This window comes from Klebsiella sp. H-Nf2 (assembly GCF_002806645.1).
Classification (GTDB): domain Bacteria; phylum Pseudomonadota; class Gammaproteobacteria; order Enterobacterales; family Enterobacteriaceae; genus Klebsiella; species Klebsiella variicola.
Window position 1 is genome coordinate 40,968 of record NZ_PIBL01000004.1, and the last position, 17,053, is coordinate 58,020.

Sequence of the window (17,053 nt, forward strand, 5' to 3'; positions counted from 1 at the left end):
AGCGAGGTTAAACCAGACATAAAAAAAGGCGCCAGAGGCGCCTTTTTGTTGTGCAGCTTGCGACTTAGAACTGGTAAACCAGGCCCAGTGCAACCACGTCGTCGGTAGAAACACCGGCGTTGCGGGTGAAGCTGTTGTCGTCCAGCAGGTTGATTTTGTAGTCAACATAGGTGGACATGTTTTTGTTGAAGTAGTAGGTCGCGCCAACATCAACATATTTCAGGAGGTCCTGGTCGCCGTAGCCTTCCAGATCCTTACCTTTAGACTGCAGGTAAGCAACGGACGGACGCAGACCGAAGTCGAACTGGTACTGAGCAACCACTTCGAAGTTCTGTGCTTTGTTAGCAAAGCCCAGGGAGCCGGCGCGGGTCGCGTTGTAGGTCTGGGTGTACTGAGTCGCCAGGTAAACGTTGTTCGCGTCGTATTTCAGACCACCGGTGTAGGTTTCAGCGTTGTCGCCGTTACCCAGAACCAGGTTGTTCTGATCGTCGGTACGTTTAGAGTGAGAGAACGCGAAACCAGCGCTGATGCCATCAAAGATGTCATAAGTTACAGAAGTACCGTAGCCGTCGCCGTTCTGTTTCTGCGCGCCACGACCGTTGTTGGTCGCGCCTTCGCCGCTGACGCTGCCGTTTTTACCCTGGTACTGCAGAGCAAAGTTCAGGCCGTCAACCAGACCGAAGAAGTCAGAGTTACGGTAGGTTGCTACGCCGTTAGCACGGGACTGCAGGAAGTTGTCAGAACCGTAGGTGTCGCCGCCGAATTCCGGCAGAACGTCGGTCCAGGACGTTACGTCGTATACCACGCCGTAGTTACGACCGTAGTCGAAAGAGCCCGCGTCGCCAAATTTCAGACCGGCGAATGCCAGACGAGTCCATGCCTGATCGCTGGAGCTTTCAGTGTTGTTCGCCTGAACGTTGTATTCCCACTGGCCGTAACCGGTCAGCTGGTCGTTGATCTGAGTTTCGCCTTTAACGCCTACACGCATGTAGGTCTGGTCGCCGTCTACGCTCTTGTCGTCAGAGAAGTAGTGCAGGCCATCGATTTTACCGTACAGGTCTAATTTGTTGCCATCTTTGTTATAAATTTCAGCCGCATTTGCTGCGCCTGCTACCAGCAGAGCCGGTACCAGGAGGGACAGTACTTTAACTTTCATGTTATTAACCCTCTGTTTGTTATATGCCTTTTATTATGCCACTGCTTACTGATTACCCTTCTAATCAGTCGGCTATTTCATTGTGCTGCAAAATGCAGAATAATCCAACAAGAATATGATACTAAAACTTCTAAGATGTTTCAAAATGCCCACAAGATGTTTCAATTTGTAAATTTGGCGGAACTTTTTGCACCGCAAAATGGTCTGGGAAATACGCACTAATAATCAAAAAAAATATTTAACCATTTAGAATCAATCACATACATAGAAATAACCCTATAGCACTGAATGGTAAAACAAAACTATCATTGGTGACTAAAATAACAGTCGCTATCATCATTAACTTTATTTATTACCGTCATTCAGTTCTGAATGTCTGTTTACCCCTATTTCAACCGGATGCCTCGCATCCGGTTTTTTTTACCCTTCTTTACACAACTTTAATTTATCTGTGCTACAGCCAAAGATTCCCTAACGACTATTAATCAATCAATTAGCTTGTTAGTTGCTCTTATTCAGCCAATGTCTTGTTATTTCGTGCGATTCTTATCCCCACATTTTGTCAATATCGCTACTGGTCGGCGTTGATGGCGCGGTTTCATTTGCGCTTCGATTCTAAGATAATTCCTGGAGGGTATCGCGCCGCTGGCACCATTCTGTAGTATGGATTTACGCCATTAGCCTTTATACTGCCTGCAGCATCTGCTTTGTTGCCAGTTACTCTGGCGCTACATCCTGTTTACAAACAATGATGAGTCGTTCAGCCACAAGATGACCCCGAAAAAATTCTCCCTGATCCCCGGCAACATCAGCCGCTTCTTCATTTTGATGGTTATTGTCCTGCTGGCGACGATGGGGGTGATGATTCAAAGTGCCGTCAATGCCTGGCTGAAAGAGAAGAGCTATCAGGTGGTTGATGTCTCCCACGCCTTGCACCAGCGCATTGACACCTGGCGCTATGCTACCTGGCAGATTTACGACAATATCGCCGCGACCTCGGCTAACGCTGCGAGCGGTGGCTTGCAGGAGACGCGTTTAAAACAGGACGTCTACTACCTTGAGAAGCCCCGGCGTAAAACCGAAGCGCTGATTTTTGGCTCCCACGACAGCTCGACCCTCGAGATGACGCAGAAAATGTCCGATTATCTCGATATTTTGTGGGGCGCGGAGACCATCCCATGGTCGATGTACTATCTCAATGGTCTGGACAATAGCCTGATTCTGGTCTCAACCCTGCCGTTGAAGGACCTCTCCTCAAGCTTTAAAGAGTCAACGATCAGTAGCGTGGTGGAATCCCGGCGCGCGGAGATGCTGCTGCAGGCCAATACCCTTGATGAGCGCGAGACCTTCTCGCCGCTGCGCCATCTCGCCTGGCAGAACGCGCACTACTTTACGTTACGCACCACCTTCAACCAGCCCGGACACCTGGCCACCGTGGTCGCTTTCGACCTGCCGATTAACGATCTGATCCCGCCGGGCATGGCGTTGGACAGCTTCCGTATTGAGCCAGACCCGTCGCAAAACCTTGCCACCAATCCTGACAAAGAGACCACCGACCATATCGGGATCACTTTTAACGGCATGCAGATCGAAATCGCCACTGATATCAGCACGACCGGTATGCAGTTACTCTGGACGGTACCGCTGAGCAGCATGCTGCTGGCCGCCCTACAGAATATTCTTCTGCCGCTGCTGCTCAACATCGGCCTGCTGGCGCTGGCGCTGTTTGGTTTTACCACCTTTCGTCATTTTAAAGGACGCAGCAGTCCGTCTGGCGCCGGGCTCCCTTCCGCCGCCAACAGCGAACTGCGTCTGCTGCGCGCTATTAATGAAGAGATTGTTTCTTTGCTGCCGCTGGGGCTGCTGGTTCACGATCAGGAAGCCAACCGAACCCTTATCAGCAACCCTATTGCCGACCACCTGCTCCCGCATCTGAATCTGCAGAACATCACCAATATGGCGGACCAGCATCAGGGGGTGATTCAGGCCACCGTCAACAACGAGCAGTATGAAATCCGCCAGTATCGCAGCCAGGTCGCGCCGCGCACGCAGATCCTGATTATCCGTGACCAGGACCGTGAAGTGCTGGTCAATAAAAAGCTCAAACAGGCCCAACGCTTGTATGAGAAAAACCAGCAGGGTCGGGCGGCTTTTATGCAACACATTGGCAGCGCCCTGAAGCAGCCCGCCCTGACTCTGGCGGCAGAGGCGGCGGCGCTCGACAGCGCAGAGAACCGGACGCTGGCGCAGCATGCCGATGAGCTGGTCAAACTGATTGATGACATTCAGCTTGCTAATCTGCTGGAAAGCGACACCTGGAAAACCAGCCAGGCGCTGTTCTCCGTTCAGGCGCTGATTGACGACGTCGTGCCGGAGGTGCTGCCAGCCATGAAGCGCAAGGGTTTACAGTTGCTTATCAATAACGCGCTCCCTGCCGGTGAGCAGCGCTACGGCGACCGTGAAGCCTTGCGACGCACGCTGGTGCTGTTAATCCAGTATTCAGTCACCACCACGCCTATCGGCAAGATCACCCTCGACGTTTGCCAGGACGAGTCGGCCAGCGATCGTCTGACCTTCCGCATTCTGGATACCGGCAACGGCGTCTCGGCGAACGAGATCGATAATTTGCACTTCCCGTATCTCAACGCGACCCAGAGCGATCTATACGGCAAGGCGAACGCCCTCACCTTCTGGCTGTGCGACCGCATGACGCGCAAACTGGGTGGGCAGTTGACCATCAAAGCGCGGGAGTCGCTGGGGACTCGCTATACCCTGCATCTGAAAATGCCGGCCAGCGAAGAGGCGCCAGAGGCGGGCGAACATCTGCTGGATGACGTTATCGTCCTGCTGGATGTGACCTCCAGTGAAGTGCGGCGGATTGTCACCCGCCAGCTGGAGAGCTGGGGCGCGTCCTGCATCACGCCGGACGATCGGGCGACAAGTCAAGCGTTCGATCTGTATTTAACGGATAATCCGTCTAATCTTACTGCTTCGGGCTTGCTTTTAAGCGATGATGAGGTCGGGATACGCAAGATCGGCCCGGGACAACTGCGGGTCAACTTTAATATTAGCACGGCGATGCAGGAGGCTATCCTGCAGCTTATTGAACAGCAGCTGGCGGAGGAGGCGGTTCAGCCCGCCACCTCAGGAAACGAGAGTAACGCCGAACTCCATGCCAGCGGCTATTACGCACTGTTTGCCGATACGGTACCGGATGATGTTCAGAGATTGTATACTGAAATCGAAGCGGGCGATTTTGCTGCTCTGGCGCAAACCGCCCATCGCCTCAAAGGGGCATTTGCTATGCTTAATCTGATACCCGGCAAGCAGTTATGTGAAACGCTTGAGCATCTGATTCGCGAAAAGGATGCGCAAGGCATAGAAAAATATATCAGCGACATTGACGCTTACGTCAAGAGCTTGCTGTAGAAGGTAGCCTTATACATGAACACTATGAACGTAATTATTGCCGATGACCATCCGATCGTACTGTTCGGTATTCGTAAGTCACTTGAGCAAATTGAGTGGGTGAACGTCGTTGGCGAGTTTGAAGACTCCACGGCCCTTATCAACAATCTTCCGAAGCTGGACGCCCATGTGCTGATCACCGATCTGTCCATGCCTGGTGATAAATACGGCGACGGGATCACGCTGATTAAATACATCAAGCGCCACTTCCCGGATCTGTCGATCATTGTTCTGACCATGAACAACAACCCGGCGATCCTCAGCGCGGTGCTGGATCTGGATATCGAAGGGATCGTCCTCAAGCAAGGGGCGCCGACCGACCTGCCAAAAGCGCTGGCCGCGCTGCAGAAAGGGAAGAAATTCACGCCGGAAAGCGTCTCTCGTCTGCTGGAAAAAATCAGCGCCAGCGGCTATGGCGATAAACGCCTGTCGCCGAAAGAGAGCGAAGTGCTGCGTCTGTTCGCTGAAGGCTTCCTGGTGACCGAGATCGCCAAAAAGCTCAACCGCAGCATCAAAACCATCAGTAGCCAGAAGAAGTCGGCGATGATGAAGCTGGGCGTGGAAAACGACATTGCGCTGCTGAACTACCTCTCCTCCGTCTCGCTGAGCTCTACGGATAAAGAGTAATCCCTTTGCTTTCTCCGTCTCGCCCCGGCGAGACGGAGTTCCTCGTTATTCCCGCCCTTTACGCACCCGCGCCGCATACACCGTCAGCGTTTGCTTCAGCACGTCGAGGGTGACCGGCTTGGACAGGCAGCTGTCCATCCCCGATTCCAGACAGCGCTGCTTCTCTTCCGCCAGAGCATTGGCGGTGACGCCGATCACCGGCAGCGTCAGGCCAAGCTGACGAATGCGCTGCGTCAGACGATAACCATCCATATTAGGCATGTTGACGTCGCTGAGCACGATATCGATATGCTGTTTGCTAAGTACGTTGAGCGCGTCGACCCCGTCGTTAGCGGTCACGCACTGGTAGCCGAGCGATCCCAGCTGATCCGCCAGCAGACGGCGGTTAATCGGGTGATCGTCGACCACGAGGATCATCATGTCGTCGTTATTACCGATCTGCGCGTCCGGCGCCATCAGCGCCCGGCTATTCTCCGCGCTGTCGAGGGCGACGTGGAAAATACGCCCCAGCAGCGGCAGCAGTTCATGCGGCGTCGTCACGCTGTGCAGCCACTCACCGGCGGCTCGCTCCTGCGGGATGCCGATATGGCGGCGGCAGAAGATGACCATCGCACTTCCCCGCCAACCCGCCTGCGCTTCATCGTCAGTCAGCAAGACATCGTCGGCATCCGGCGTTTCTCCGGCATGGCGGCGTACCGACAGGCCGTGATAGCTGAGCAGCGACGTGACGAACATCGCCAGCGAGGTATTATGGATTGCCAGCCAGCAGGTCTTGCCAGCGAAACCGTCCGCCGTCACCTGCGGTGTATTCTGCACGCCATACAGCGGGATACGGATGGTAAAGCGGCTGCCCATCCCCGGCTCCGTTTCCACGGCGATATCGCCATCCATCATGCTGATCAGCTTTTCACAGATCGCCAGGCCAAGGCCGGTGCCCTGGAAGTTTCGCTGCACGCCGGTCCCCACCTGGAAGAAGGGGTCGAACAGGCGCAACACCTCTTTCGCCGGGATCCCCTCCCCGGTATCGCGGACGCTAATCTGCAGATAATCCCCCGCACACTGGACGTGCAGGATAATACAGCCGGTGTCGGTGAACTTGATTGCATTGCTCAGCAGGTTAGAGATCACCTGCTGCAGGCGCATCGGGTCGCCGGACATCTGCTCCGGGACATCCGGCTCGATAAAGCAGTACAGACCCAGCTGCTTGCGTACCACCAGCGGCAGATAGTTGGCAGAAATATGGTTCATCACTTCACGTGGGGAAAACTCCCGCGGCTCGATCTTCAACTGTTCAGACTCGATTTTCGAGAAATCGAGAATATCGCTGATGATTTTCAGCAGCAGGCTGGAAGAGTTGTTCATCGCCGTCACCAGGCGATCAACGCCCTTCGGCAGGGCCTTCGTCTGCAGTAGATCGAGGTTACCGATGATGCCGTATAGCGGGGTACGCAGCTCATGGCTGACGGTCGCGAGGAACATCGATTTCGACTGGCTGGCCTGTTCAGCCGCCTGGGCCATCTCCTGCAGCGACTCCTCCATTTTCACGCGGGCGGAAACGTCCACCAGCACGCAGATGGCGACGTTTTCATTGCGATAACGCGAATGGACAAAGCTAATCTGCAGGTTGGTATGGTTGCTGGTCAGCACATCGACAAAGTTGACCTGCTGGCCGCAGATAATCTGCGTCAGCCGCTGGCGATCCTCATGGGTCAGCATGTTCAGATAGTTGTGCGCCAGCTCGTTACTGAGAATATTGGTCCCGTCGACGGTGCGCAGAATACAGATCCCCACCGGGGCGGAGGCCACGATTTTGCGGTTGAACTGTTCATGCTCTTCCAGTCGCTGAGCATCATTTTCCGCCGGGATAAAAATGCGCCGCTCATACATTCGCGCCAGCGCAAACAGCATTGCCCCGGTCAGGATATTGAGAATGATGGCGTTGATGATGAGCATGCGGATCCGCTCCAGCACCTGGTCTACCGAAACGGAATAGACGATGCTTAAGGAGGACGGCGCCAGGCTTTTTTTCAGCACCAGCTCGCGAAAGCCGGCGCTGTAGCCAAACCACATCCGCTCCTGCATCCACTTCGCTTCGCTCTGGATTTTGCCTTCCGCACCGGCCAGCGAGATCAGCGGCTGGCCGTTATCGTCAAAAATCGTCACGCTCATCGGCAAACTGCCCGGCGTGAAGAAGCTTTCCATACGGATGGTCTGCTCCACGCCGAGCATCGCCTGCAGACGGTTGGCCATATAGACCGGGGTCAGGGCATAAAAGTAGCCCACGCCGGGACGCACGCCCTGGCTTATCCAGAACAGGTTGTTGCCGCGCTCGTTTTGCGGCGCGTTGCGATATTGCTCAATGCGCTGATGCAGGACTTTCAGCGCCTGATCGCGCTCAATCGGCACATCCCGCAGGCCAAAGTTGGCCATGCAGAGGTTATCGCTGCCAATGAGAAAGATGCGGTTAAGGTCGTAGGCAGCGGTAAAATTATCCCGCCAGTAGCGCATAAACCACGCCAGCGATTGCAGCGAATTACGCCAGGTGGTGCTCATCGCGCTGCAATCGGAATCAGGGTACAGGGGTTCAAAGTTGGGCACTGCTATATCGCTATTTTGCCCTTGCGCTACCGCATCCCCTGCCGACAGGCGGTTACCGGCGACGTACTTCAGCTCTTTAATCACATCCGCCGTACGCTGAATATAGCGCTGGGCCTGATCGGCATTGAGATTGAGCTCCTGATGGATCTCGGCTTCCCGCTCGTGCAGGGCATTGACGATATAGAACACAGAGACAAACGCAATCAGCAGCCACAGTAATACCGCCAGCGCTCTGAACAGATAACGTGAAACCTTCAGGGTTGTATGAAACGAGGCAAGATATTTCAATGTGGCGATGCTCGGCCGTCAGGGACTCAACAGAATGGGGTTAAAGTAGCGGTAAACCAGCTTTGCCGCAATGTTAATGCAAAAAGGGCCGGGAGAATACCCGGCCCTTTCAGAACATTTACCGCGGACGATTACTCTTCGTCTTCGGCGATGTCGTCATCGGTATCCGCTTCCGGGGCGATATCGTCATCGCCTTCCGCTACGCTACCGTCGATGGCATCCAGTTCTTCGTCGTCCACCGGCTCTGCCACGCGCTGCAGACCCACCACGTTTTCATCTTCCGCGGTGCGGATGAGGATCACGCCCTGGGTGTTACGGCCCACGATGCTCACCTCGGAAACGCGGGTACGAACCAGCGTCCCGGCGTCGGTGATCATCATGATCTGATCGCAGTCATCCACCTGCACGGCGCCCACCACGGAACCGTTACGCTCGGTGACTTTGATCGAGATAACGCCCTGAGTGGCACGCGATTTGGTCGGATACTCCGCCGCTGCGGTACGTTTACCGTAACCGTTTTGCGTTACCGTCAGGATGGCGCCTTCGCCGCGCGGAATAATCAGCGAGACAACGCTGTCATTTTCCGCCAGCTTGATGCCGCGTACGCCGGTGGCGGTACGGCCCATGGCGCGAACGGCGTCTTCTTTAAAGCGTACGACCTTACCGGCCGCGGAGAACAGCATCACTTCGTCCTGACCGGAGGTCAGATCGACGCCGATCAGCTCATCGCCTTCGTTCAGATTGACCGCGATGATACCGGCGGAACGCGGACGGCTGAACTCGGTCAGCGCGGTTTTCTTCACGGTACCGCTGGCGGTCGCCATAAAGACGTTGACGCCCTCTTCGTACTCGCGGACCGGCAGGATGGCGGTGATACGCTCATCGGCTTCCAGCGGCAGCAGGTTGACGATCGGACGACCGCGCGCGCCGCGACTGGCTTCCGGCAGCTGATAGACCTTCATCCAGTACAGACGACCACGGCTTGAGAAGCAGAGGATGGTGTCATGGGTGTTAGCCACCAGCAGGCGGTCAATGAAGTCTTCTTCTTTAATGCGTGCTGCTGACTTGCCTTTGCCGCCACGACGCTGTGCTTCGTAGTCGGTCAGCGGCTGATACTTCACATAGCCCTGATGCGACAGGGTGACCACCACGTCTTCCTGGTTGATCAGATCTTCGATGTTAATATCAGCGCTGTTGGCAGTGATTTCGGTACGACGTTCGTCGCCGAACTGGTCGCGGATCAGCTCCAGCTCTTCGCGAATCACTTCCATCAGACGGTCGGCGCTGCCGAGAATGTGCAGCAGTTCCGCGATCTGCTCCAGCAGCTCTTTATATTCGTCGAGCAGTTTTTCATGCTCAAGGCCGGTCAGTTTCTGCAGACGCAGATCCAGAATCGCCTGGGCCTGCTGCTCGGTCAGATAGTATTTACCGTCGCGCACGCCGAACTCTGGCTCCAGCCATTCCGGACGCGCAGCGTCATCACCGGCGCGCTCCAGCATCGCCGCAACGTTACCGAGATCCCACGCCTGGGCAACCAGCGCCACTTTCGCTTCTGCCGGGGTCGGCGCGCGACGGATCAGTTCGATAATCGGGTCGATGTTGGCCAGCGCAACGGCCAACGCTTCGAGGATATGCGCCCGGTCGCGTGCTTTGCGCAGTTCGAAAATCGTACGGCGGGTCACCACTTCGCGGCGGTGGCGTACAAACGCGGCGATGATGTCCTTCAGGTTCATGATCTTCGGCTGACCATGGTGCAGAGCAACCATGTTGATGCCGAAGGAGACCTGCAGCTGGGTCTGGGAATAGAGGTTGTTGAGCACCACTTCCCCTACCGCATCGCGCTTCACTTCAATCACGATGCGCATCCCGTCTTTATCAGACTCGTCACGCAGCGCGCTGATGCCTTCCACGCGTTTTTCTTTGACCAGCTCGGCGATTTTCTCAATCAGGCGCGCTTTGTTCACCTGATACGGAATTTCGTGCACGATGATGGTTTCGCGGCCGGATTTCGCGTCCACTTCCACTTCCGCGCGCGCGCGGATGTAGACTTTACCGCGACCGGTGCGGTAGGCCTCTTCAATGCCACGACGGCCATTAATAATGGCGGCGGTCGGGAAATCAGGGCCTGGAATATGCGCCATCAGCCCTTCAATGCTGATGTCTTCATCGTCAACATACGCCAGACAGCCGTTAATCACTTCCGTCAGGTTATGCGGCGGTATGTTGGTGGCCATCCCTACCGCGATCCCGGAGGCACCGTTCACCAGCAGGTTAGGAATTTTGGTCGGCATGACGTCCGGAATACGCTCCGTACCGTCATAGTTGTCGACGAAATCGACCGTCTCTTTTTCAAGATCGGCCATCAGCTCATGAGCGATTTTCGCCAGACGAATTTCGGTATAACGCATCGCCGCGGCGGAGTCGCCGTCGATGGAACCAAAGTTACCCTGGCCGTCCACCAGCATGTAGCGCAGCGAGAACGGCTGTGCCATACGGACGATGGTGTCATATACCGCGGAGTCGCCGTGCGGGTGGTATTTACCGATTACGTCACCAACGACACGGGCTGATTTTTTATAGGCTTTGTTCCAGTCATTGCCCAATACGTTCATGGCGTAAAGTACGCGACGGTGTACCGGCTTCAGGCCATCTCGGACATCCGGCAGCGCACGGCCAACAATGACCGACATCGCGTAATCCAGATAAGAGTTCTTAAGCTCTTCCTCAATGTTGACCGGTGTAATTTCTCTCGCAAGGTCGCTCATCTAACCGCTATCCCTCTACTGTTTCCCGGATTCAAAGGTCGCAAATTATAACACAGCCGCGCTAATAGAGGTAAAGCAATACGGTTTATTCATGGCGCGCTGCTGATATACTCACAGGTCTGAACAGAAAAGGAGTAAAAGCGCCCATGAATGCCGAAAAAACGTCGGTAGCCCCTAACGTCGATCATGCTGAAATCGCCAAATTCGAAGCCGTCGCCTCGCGCTGGTGGGATCTGGAGGGCGAGTTCAAACCGCTCCACCGCATCAACCCGCTGCGGCTGGGCTATATCGCCGAACGCTCCGGCGGCCTGTTCGGTAAAAAAGTCCTCGATGTCGGCTGCGGCGGCGGCATTCTCGCCGAGAGCATGGCGCGCGAAGGTGCGACGGTCACCGGACTGGACATGGGTGCCGAACCGCTGCAGGTCGCGAAACTGCACGCCCTGGAGAGCGGTATTCAGGTGGACTATGTTCAGGAAACGGTTGAGGAACATGCCGCGAAGCATCCGCAGCAGTATGACGTCGTGACCTGCATGGAGATGCTGGAGCACGTCCCCGATCCACAGTCGGTGGTGCACGCCTGCGCGCGGCTGGTGAAGCCCGGCGGCCAGGTCTTCTTCTCCACCATCAACCGCAATGGCAAGGCCTGGCTAATGGCGGTGGTGGGCGCGGAATACGTCATGAAGATGGTGCCCAAGGGCACTCATGATGTGAAGAAGTTTATCAAACCGGCCGAACTGCTGAGCTGGGTAGATCAGACTACTCTGAAAGAGCAGCATATCATCGGTCTGCATTACAATCCGCTGACCAACACCTTCAAGTTAGCGCCGGGGGTTGATGTTAACTATATGTTGCACACCACCGCCCAACAGGACTGAGGTCAGCACCTGCGCTTATGATGATTGCGCGGCATCAAGCCGCGTGATTATTTCTTCCGATGAAGAAATCAGCACTCGATCAAATTTTCATTTTTTTTTCTGTTTTATTGACTTCTTCTCCAGGCCTTATGCGACGTGGACTTGAGGATTATTACCCTTCCGCAACCTCAATTTAACGTCAAAATCAACCCTTGTACTCAAAAGATTCCTTACTAAAATAACTCACCATATAGCGTTCTTTTTATCGACAACCCCCTACATATAGTATTTATCCACAGAGTTAGTCACAACGGCCTTCTGTGGATAAACGGGGGATATTTTCTTTCACGGACAGGTAAAATCCACATGAATCAGAGTCTGCTGGTGACAAAGCGCGACGGGACCACCGAGCGCATCAATCTCGACAAAATCCATCGCGTACTGGATTGGGCGGCAGAAGGACTGAATAACGTTTCGATCTCCCAGGTAGAACTGCGCTCCCATATCCAGTTCTATGACGGCATCAAAACCGCGGACATCCACGAAACCATTATTAAAGCCGCCGCGGACCTGATCTCCCGCGACGCGCCGGATTACCAGTACCTCGCCGCGCGTCTGGCGATTTTCCATTTGCGTAAAAAAGCCTTCGGCCAGTTTGAGCCGCCGGCGCTCTACGATCACGTGGTGAAGATGGTCGAGAAGGGTAAATACGATCATCATCTGCTGGAAGACTACACGGAAGAAGAGTTCCAGCAGATGGACGGTTTCCTCGATCACTGGCGCGATATGAACTTCTCTTACGCGGCCGTTAAGCAGCTGGAAGGCAAGTACCTGGTACAAAACCGCGTTACCGGCGAAATTTACGAGAGCGCGCAGTTCCTCTACATTCTGGTCGCCGCTTGCCTGTTCTCTAACTACCCGCGCGAAACGCGTCTGGACTACATCAAGCGTTTCTACGACGCGGTGTCCACCTTTAAAATCTCGCTGCCGACGCCGATCATGTCCGGCGTGCGTACCCCGACCCGTCAGTTCAGCTCCTGCGTGCTGATCGAGTGCGGCGACAGCCTGGATTCCATCAACGCCACCTCCAGCGCGATTGTGAAATACGTTTCCCAGCGCGCCGGTATCGGTATCAACGCCGGCCGCATTCGCGCGCTGGGCAGCCCGATCCGCGGCGGCGAAGCCTTCCATACCGGCTGTATCCCGTTCTACAAACACTTCCAGACCGCGGTGAAATCCTGCTCGCAGGGCGGCGTTCGCGGCGGCGCGGCGACCCTCTTCTACCCAATGTGGCATCTGGAAGTGGAAAGCCTGCTGGTGCTGAAAAACAACCGCGGTACCGATGCCAACCGCGTTCGTCACATGGACTACGGGGTGCAGATCAACAAGCTGATGTATACCCGTCTGCTGAAGGGCGGCGACATTACCCTGTTCAGCCCTTCCGATGTCCCGGGCCTGTATGACGCCTTCTTCGCCGATCAGGACGAGTTCGAGCGCCTGTACACCCAGTACGAGCAGGACGACAGCATTCGCAAGCAACGTATTAAAGCCGTTGAGCTGTTCTCGCTGATGATGCAGGAGCGCGCCTCTACCGGTCGTATCTACATCCAGAACGTCGACCACTGTAACACCCACAGCCCGTTCGATCCGGTGGTCGCCCCGGTGCGTCAGTCTAACCTGTGCCTGGAAATTGCCCTACCGACCAAACCGCTGGAAGACGTCAACGATGAAAACGGCGAAATCGCGCTGTGCACCCTGTCGGCCTTCAACCTCGGCGCTATCGACAGCCTCGACGAGCTGGAAGAGCTGGCGGTACTGGCGGTGCGTGCCCTGGATGCGCTGCTCGACTATCAGGATTACCCGATCCCGGCCGCCAAACGCGGCGCGATGGGCCGCCGTACGCTGGGCATCGGCGTGATCAACTTCGCTTACTATCTGGCGAAGCATGGCAAACGCTACTCCGACGGCAGCGCCAACAACCTGACCCACAAAACGTTCGAAGCGATTCAGTACTACCTGCTGAAGGCCTCCAACGAACTGGCTATCGAGCAAGGCGCCTGCCCGTGGTTCAATGAAACCACCTACGCGCAGGGCATCCTGCCGATCGATACCTATAAGAAAGACCTGGATGCGATCGTCAGCGAATCCCTGCATTTCGACTGGGAGCAACTGCGCGAATCCATTAAAACCCACGGTCTGCGTAACTCCACGCTCTCCGCGCTGATGCCGTCCGAAACCTCTTCGCAGATCTCCAACGCCACCAATGGCATTGAGCCGCCGCGCGGCCACGTCAGTATCAAAGCGTCCAAGGACGGTATCCTGCGCCAGGTGGTGCCGGATTACGAAAACCTGCAGAACGCCTACGAGCTGCTGTGGGAAATGCCGAACAACGACGGTTATCTGCAGCTGGTCGGTATCATGCAGAAGTTTATCGACCAGTCTATCTCTGCCAACACCAACTACGATCCGACGCGCTTCCCTTCCGGAAAAGTGCCGATGCAGCAGTTGCTCAAAGACCTGCTCAACGCCTATAAATTCGGCGTCAAAACGCTGTACTATCACAACACCCGTGATGGCGCAGAAGATGCTCAGGATGACCTGGCACCGTCTATCCAGGACGATGGCTGCGAAAGCGGCGCTTGTAAGATCTAAGTTATTTTTGCCGGGTGGCGCTACGCTTACCCGGCCTACGATTTTGTAGGCCCGCGCAGTGCTACCGGGCAATACATTTCAACAGGACTCACTTCAATGGCATACACCACTTTTTCACAGACGAAAAACAATCAGCTACTTGAGCCGATGTTTTTTGGCCAGCCGGTTAACGTGGCCCGCTACGATCAGCAAAAATATGACATCTTTGAAAAGCTGATTGAAAAGCAGCTCTCTTTCTTCTGGCGTCCGGAAGAAGTCGATGTTTCCCGCGATCGCATCGACTACCAGGCGCTGCCGGAACATGAAAAACATATTTTCATCAGCAACCTGAAGTACCAGACGCTGCTTGACTCCATCCAGGGCCGCAGCCCGAACGTCGCGCTGCTGCCGCTGATCTCCATCCCGGAGCTGGAAACCTGGGTGGAAACCTGGGCCTTCTCCGAGACCATCCACTCGCGCTCCTACACCCATATCATCCGCAACATCGTCAACGATCCGGCGACCGTGTTCGACGATATCGTGACCAATGAGCAGATCCAGAAGCGTGCGGAAGGTATCTCTCACTATTACGATTCGCTGATCGAAATGACCAGCTACTGGCACCTGCTGGGCGAAGGCACCCACACCGTCAACGGTAAAACCGTGACCGTGAATCTGCGCGAGCTGAAAAAGAAACTGTATCTGTGCCTGATGAGCGTTAACGCCCTGGAAGCAATCCGCTTCTACGTCAGCTTCGCCTGCTCCTTCGCTTTCGCCGAGCGCAAGCTGATGGAAGGCAACGCCAAAATTATCCGCCTGATCGCTCGCGATGAAGCGCTGCACCTGACCGGCACCCAGCATATGCTGAACCTGCTGCGCTCCGGCAGCGACGATCCGGAGATGGCGGAAATCGCCGAAGAGTGCAAACAGGAGTGCTATGACCTGTTCGTGCTGGCGGCGCAGCAGGAGAAAGAGTGGGCGGACTATCTGTTCCGCGACGGCTCGATGATCGGCCTGAACAAAGATATTCTCTGCCAGTACGTCGAGTACATCACCAATATCCGCATGCAGGCGGTGGGCCTCGATCTGCCGTTCCAGACCCGCTCAAACCCGATCCCGTGGATCAATACCTGGCTGGTCTCCGATAACGTCCAGGTGGCACCGCAGGAAGTAGAGGTCAGCTCGTATCTCGTGGGCCAGATCGACGCTGAAGTCGACGCCGACGACCTGAGCAACTTCCAGCTGTAATGAAGCGGATTTTCCTGAAAATCTCTGACACTCGCCTTGAGTGTCAGGATGAACACCCTTCCCTGCTGGCGGCGCTGGAGTCGCATAATATCGACGTGGAGTATCAGTGCCGTGAAGGCTATTGCGGTTCCTGTCGCACCCGTCTGGTCTCCGGCCAGGTTGACTGGCTGACCGAGCCGCTGGCGTTTATCCAGCCGGGAGAGATTTTGCCCTGCTGCTGCCGGGCAAAGGGCGATATTGAGATCGAGATGTAAGTGTTGTCGATGTGTGCGGCCTGATGCCCTCACCCCGGCCCTCTCCCACAGGGAGAGGGGGAAAACATAAAAGGGCCTTACGGCCCTTTTGTTTTATTTCGCGTCCAGGAACTGCACCGCTTTATCCGGGAAATCGGTAAACAAGCCGTCGACGTCCGCCTGGTGATACAGCAGGTCATAGAGCTGATTAACGTTAGTCGCGTACTCCGGCAGCTGATCCGCACGCACGGTGTACGGATGCACCTGCAGATGGCTGGCATGCGCCTCTTTCACCATCGCCGTCAGCTTCACCGCCCCCGGCTTCGAGCCTGCCGCCACCAGCATATGGTAATCCGGGCCAATACCGTCGGCGTACTGCGCAATCTGCGCCATCGCACCCGGCTGGAACATCCAGTCGTAGCTGTAGTTCACCCATTTGCCATCTGCCTGTTTCTGCTGGGTTTCATTCCAGTCGGTATAGGCGATGAGCTGCACCAGATTGAGATCCATACCCATCTTCGGTTCCAGCTCATTTTTAATGCGCTTCAGCTCGTTGGCGTCAAAACACTGCAGATAGATCTTATCCTGCTTGCTGGTATAGCCATATTCCTTCAGCACTTTCAGCGTGCTGGCAGCAATATCTTTGCCTTCCTGATGGTGGAACCACGGCGCTTTGATTTCCGGGTAGATACCGATATTTTTGCCGGTCGAGTGGTTCAGCCCCTGGACAAACTCAATCTCTTCTTCAAAGGTATGAATGCGGAAATCAGATTTTCCCATCGGGAAACGGCCAGGATAGGTTTGCACGTTCTTGCCCTCTTTCGGCTCAAAACCTTCGGTAAACTTCAACGACTTAATCTCGGCCAGGGTAAAGTCGATGGCGTAGAAACGGCCATCTTTACGCGCCCGCTGTGGGAAACGCTGGGCCACGTCAGTCACCCGATCGAGATAGTGGTCGTGCAACACCACCAGCCGGTCGTCTTTGGTCATCACCAGGTCTTGCTCAAGGTAATCCGCTCCCTGGGCGTAGGCCATCGCCTTCGCCGGCAGGGTATGTTCCGGCAGATAGCCGCTGGCCCCGCGGTGCGCGATGACCATTTTCTCTGCTGCGACGACACTGGAGCACAGCGCCGAACCGGCGAGGATCATGCCGCTCATCAGCGCGGTTAATTTCATGTTCATCAT

The 17,053-nt window shown here is 55.4% G+C and carries 10 protein-coding genes; 6 read left to right on the top strand and 4 right to left on the bottom strand.

Annotated features, from left to right (window positions below; translation table 11 throughout):
* Window positions 1-64: 64 nt before the first annotated feature.
* Window positions 65-1,156, bottom strand: a complete 1,092-nt coding sequence (locus CWM58_RS12475) for a porin OmpC (protein WP_061153822.1) — start codon at window positions 1,154-1,156, stop codon at window positions 65-67.
* 771 nt (window positions 1,157-1,927) lie between these two features.
* Between CWM58_RS12475 and rcsD the strand changes: the two genes are divergently transcribed.
* Together rcsD and rcsB are read left to right on the top strand one after the other, a co-directional pair.
* A complete protein-coding gene (gene rcsD / locus CWM58_RS12480) occupies window positions 1,928-4,585 on the top strand; it encodes a phosphotransferase RcsD (RefSeq protein ID WP_100681034.1) in 2,658 nt (885 codons plus the stop codon).
* A 15-nt stretch (window positions 4,586-4,600) separates the two neighbouring features.
* A complete protein-coding gene (rcsB, locus tag CWM58_RS12485) occupies window positions 4,601-5,251 on the top strand; it encodes a response regulator transcription factor RcsB (protein WP_004201684.1) in 651 nt (216 codons plus the stop codon).
* Between the two features lie 45 nt (window positions 5,252-5,296).
* Here the strand turns inward: rcsB and rcsC are convergent, their stop codons facing one another.
* Window positions 5,297-8,137, bottom strand: a complete 2,841-nt coding sequence (gene rcsC, locus CWM58_RS12490; protein ID WP_100681035.1) for a two-component system sensor histidine kinase RcsC — start codon at window positions 8,135-8,137, stop codon at window positions 5,297-5,299.
* Window positions 8,138-8,268: 131 nt separating this feature from the next.
* Window positions 8,269-10,902: a DNA topoisomerase (ATP-hydrolyzing) subunit A gene (gene gyrA / locus CWM58_RS12495; RefSeq protein WP_012967527.1), complete on the bottom strand. Its 2,634-nt coding sequence runs from the start codon at window positions 10,900-10,902 to the stop codon at window positions 8,269-8,271.
* 146 nt (window positions 10,903-11,048) lie between these two features.
* Between gyrA and ubiG the strand changes: the two genes are divergently transcribed.
* The 4 genes from ubiG to yfaE all read left to right on the top strand — a co-directional run bounded on the left by ubiG (window position 11,049) and on the right by yfaE (window position 15,889).
* A complete protein-coding gene (gene ubiG, locus CWM58_RS12500) occupies window positions 11,049-11,777 on the top strand; it encodes a bifunctional 2-polyprenyl-6-hydroxyphenol methylase/3-demethylubiquinol 3-O-methyltransferase UbiG (RefSeq protein ID WP_100681036.1) in 729 nt (242 codons plus the stop codon).
* Between the two features lie 345 nt (window positions 11,778-12,122).
* Window positions 12,123-14,408 carry a class 1a ribonucleoside-diphosphate reductase subunit alpha gene (gene nrdA, locus CWM58_RS12510; protein ID WP_061153818.1) on the top strand — a complete coding sequence of 762 codons (2,286 nt, stop codon included), beginning with the start codon at window positions 12,123-12,125 and terminating at the stop codon, window positions 14,406-14,408.
* Window positions 14,409-14,504: 96 nt separating this feature from the next.
* Window positions 14,505-15,635 carry a class Ia ribonucleoside-diphosphate reductase subunit beta gene (gene nrdB, locus CWM58_RS12515; protein WP_061153817.1) on the top strand — a complete coding sequence of 377 codons (1,131 nt, stop codon included), beginning with the start codon at window positions 14,505-14,507 and terminating at the stop codon, window positions 15,633-15,635.
* A complete protein-coding gene (gene yfaE / locus CWM58_RS12520) occupies window positions 15,635-15,889 on the top strand; it encodes a class I ribonucleotide reductase maintenance protein YfaE (protein ID WP_002913017.1) in 255 nt (84 codons plus the stop codon). Before nrdB ends, yfaE begins: the two co-directional genes overlap by 1 nt.
* Before the next feature lie 93 nt (window positions 15,890-15,982).
* Here yfaE and glpQ read toward each other — a convergent pair whose 3' ends face one another.
* Window positions 15,983-17,050: a glycerophosphodiester phosphodiesterase gene (gene glpQ, locus CWM58_RS12525; protein WP_100681037.1), complete on the bottom strand. Its 1,068-nt coding sequence runs from the start codon at window positions 17,048-17,050 to the stop codon at window positions 15,983-15,985.
* Between the last annotated feature and the right edge of the window lie 3 nt (window positions 17,051-17,053).

Coding starts and splice junctions, on each gene's coding strand:
- CWM58_RS12475 (WP_061153822.1), bottom strand. CDS start 1,156: ATGAAAGTTAAAGTACTGTCCCTCCTGGTACCGGCTCTGCTGGTAGCA.
- rcsD (WP_100681034.1), top strand. CDS start 1,928: ATGACCCCGAAAAAATTCTCCCTGATCCCCGGCAACATCAGCCGCTTC.
- rcsB (WP_004201684.1), top strand. CDS start 4,601: ATGAACACTATGAACGTAATTATTGCCGATGACCATCCGATCGTACTG.
- gyrA (WP_012967527.1), bottom strand. CDS start 10,902: ATGAGCGACCTTGCGAGAGAAATTACACCGGTCAACATTGAGGAAGAG.
- ubiG (WP_100681036.1), top strand. CDS start 11,049: ATGAATGCCGAAAAAACGTCGGTAGCCCCTAACGTCGATCATGCTGAA.
- nrdA (WP_061153818.1), top strand. CDS start 12,123: ATGAATCAGAGTCTGCTGGTGACAAAGCGCGACGGGACCACCGAGCGC.
- nrdB (WP_061153817.1), top strand. CDS start 14,505: ATGGCATACACCACTTTTTCACAGACGAAAAACAATCAGCTACTTGAG.
- yfaE (WP_002913017.1), top strand. CDS start 15,635: ATGAAGCGGATTTTCCTGAAAATCTCTGACACTCGCCTTGAGTGTCAG.
- glpQ (WP_100681037.1), bottom strand. CDS start 17,050: ATGAACATGAAATTAACCGCGCTGATGAGCGGCATGATCCTCGCCGGT.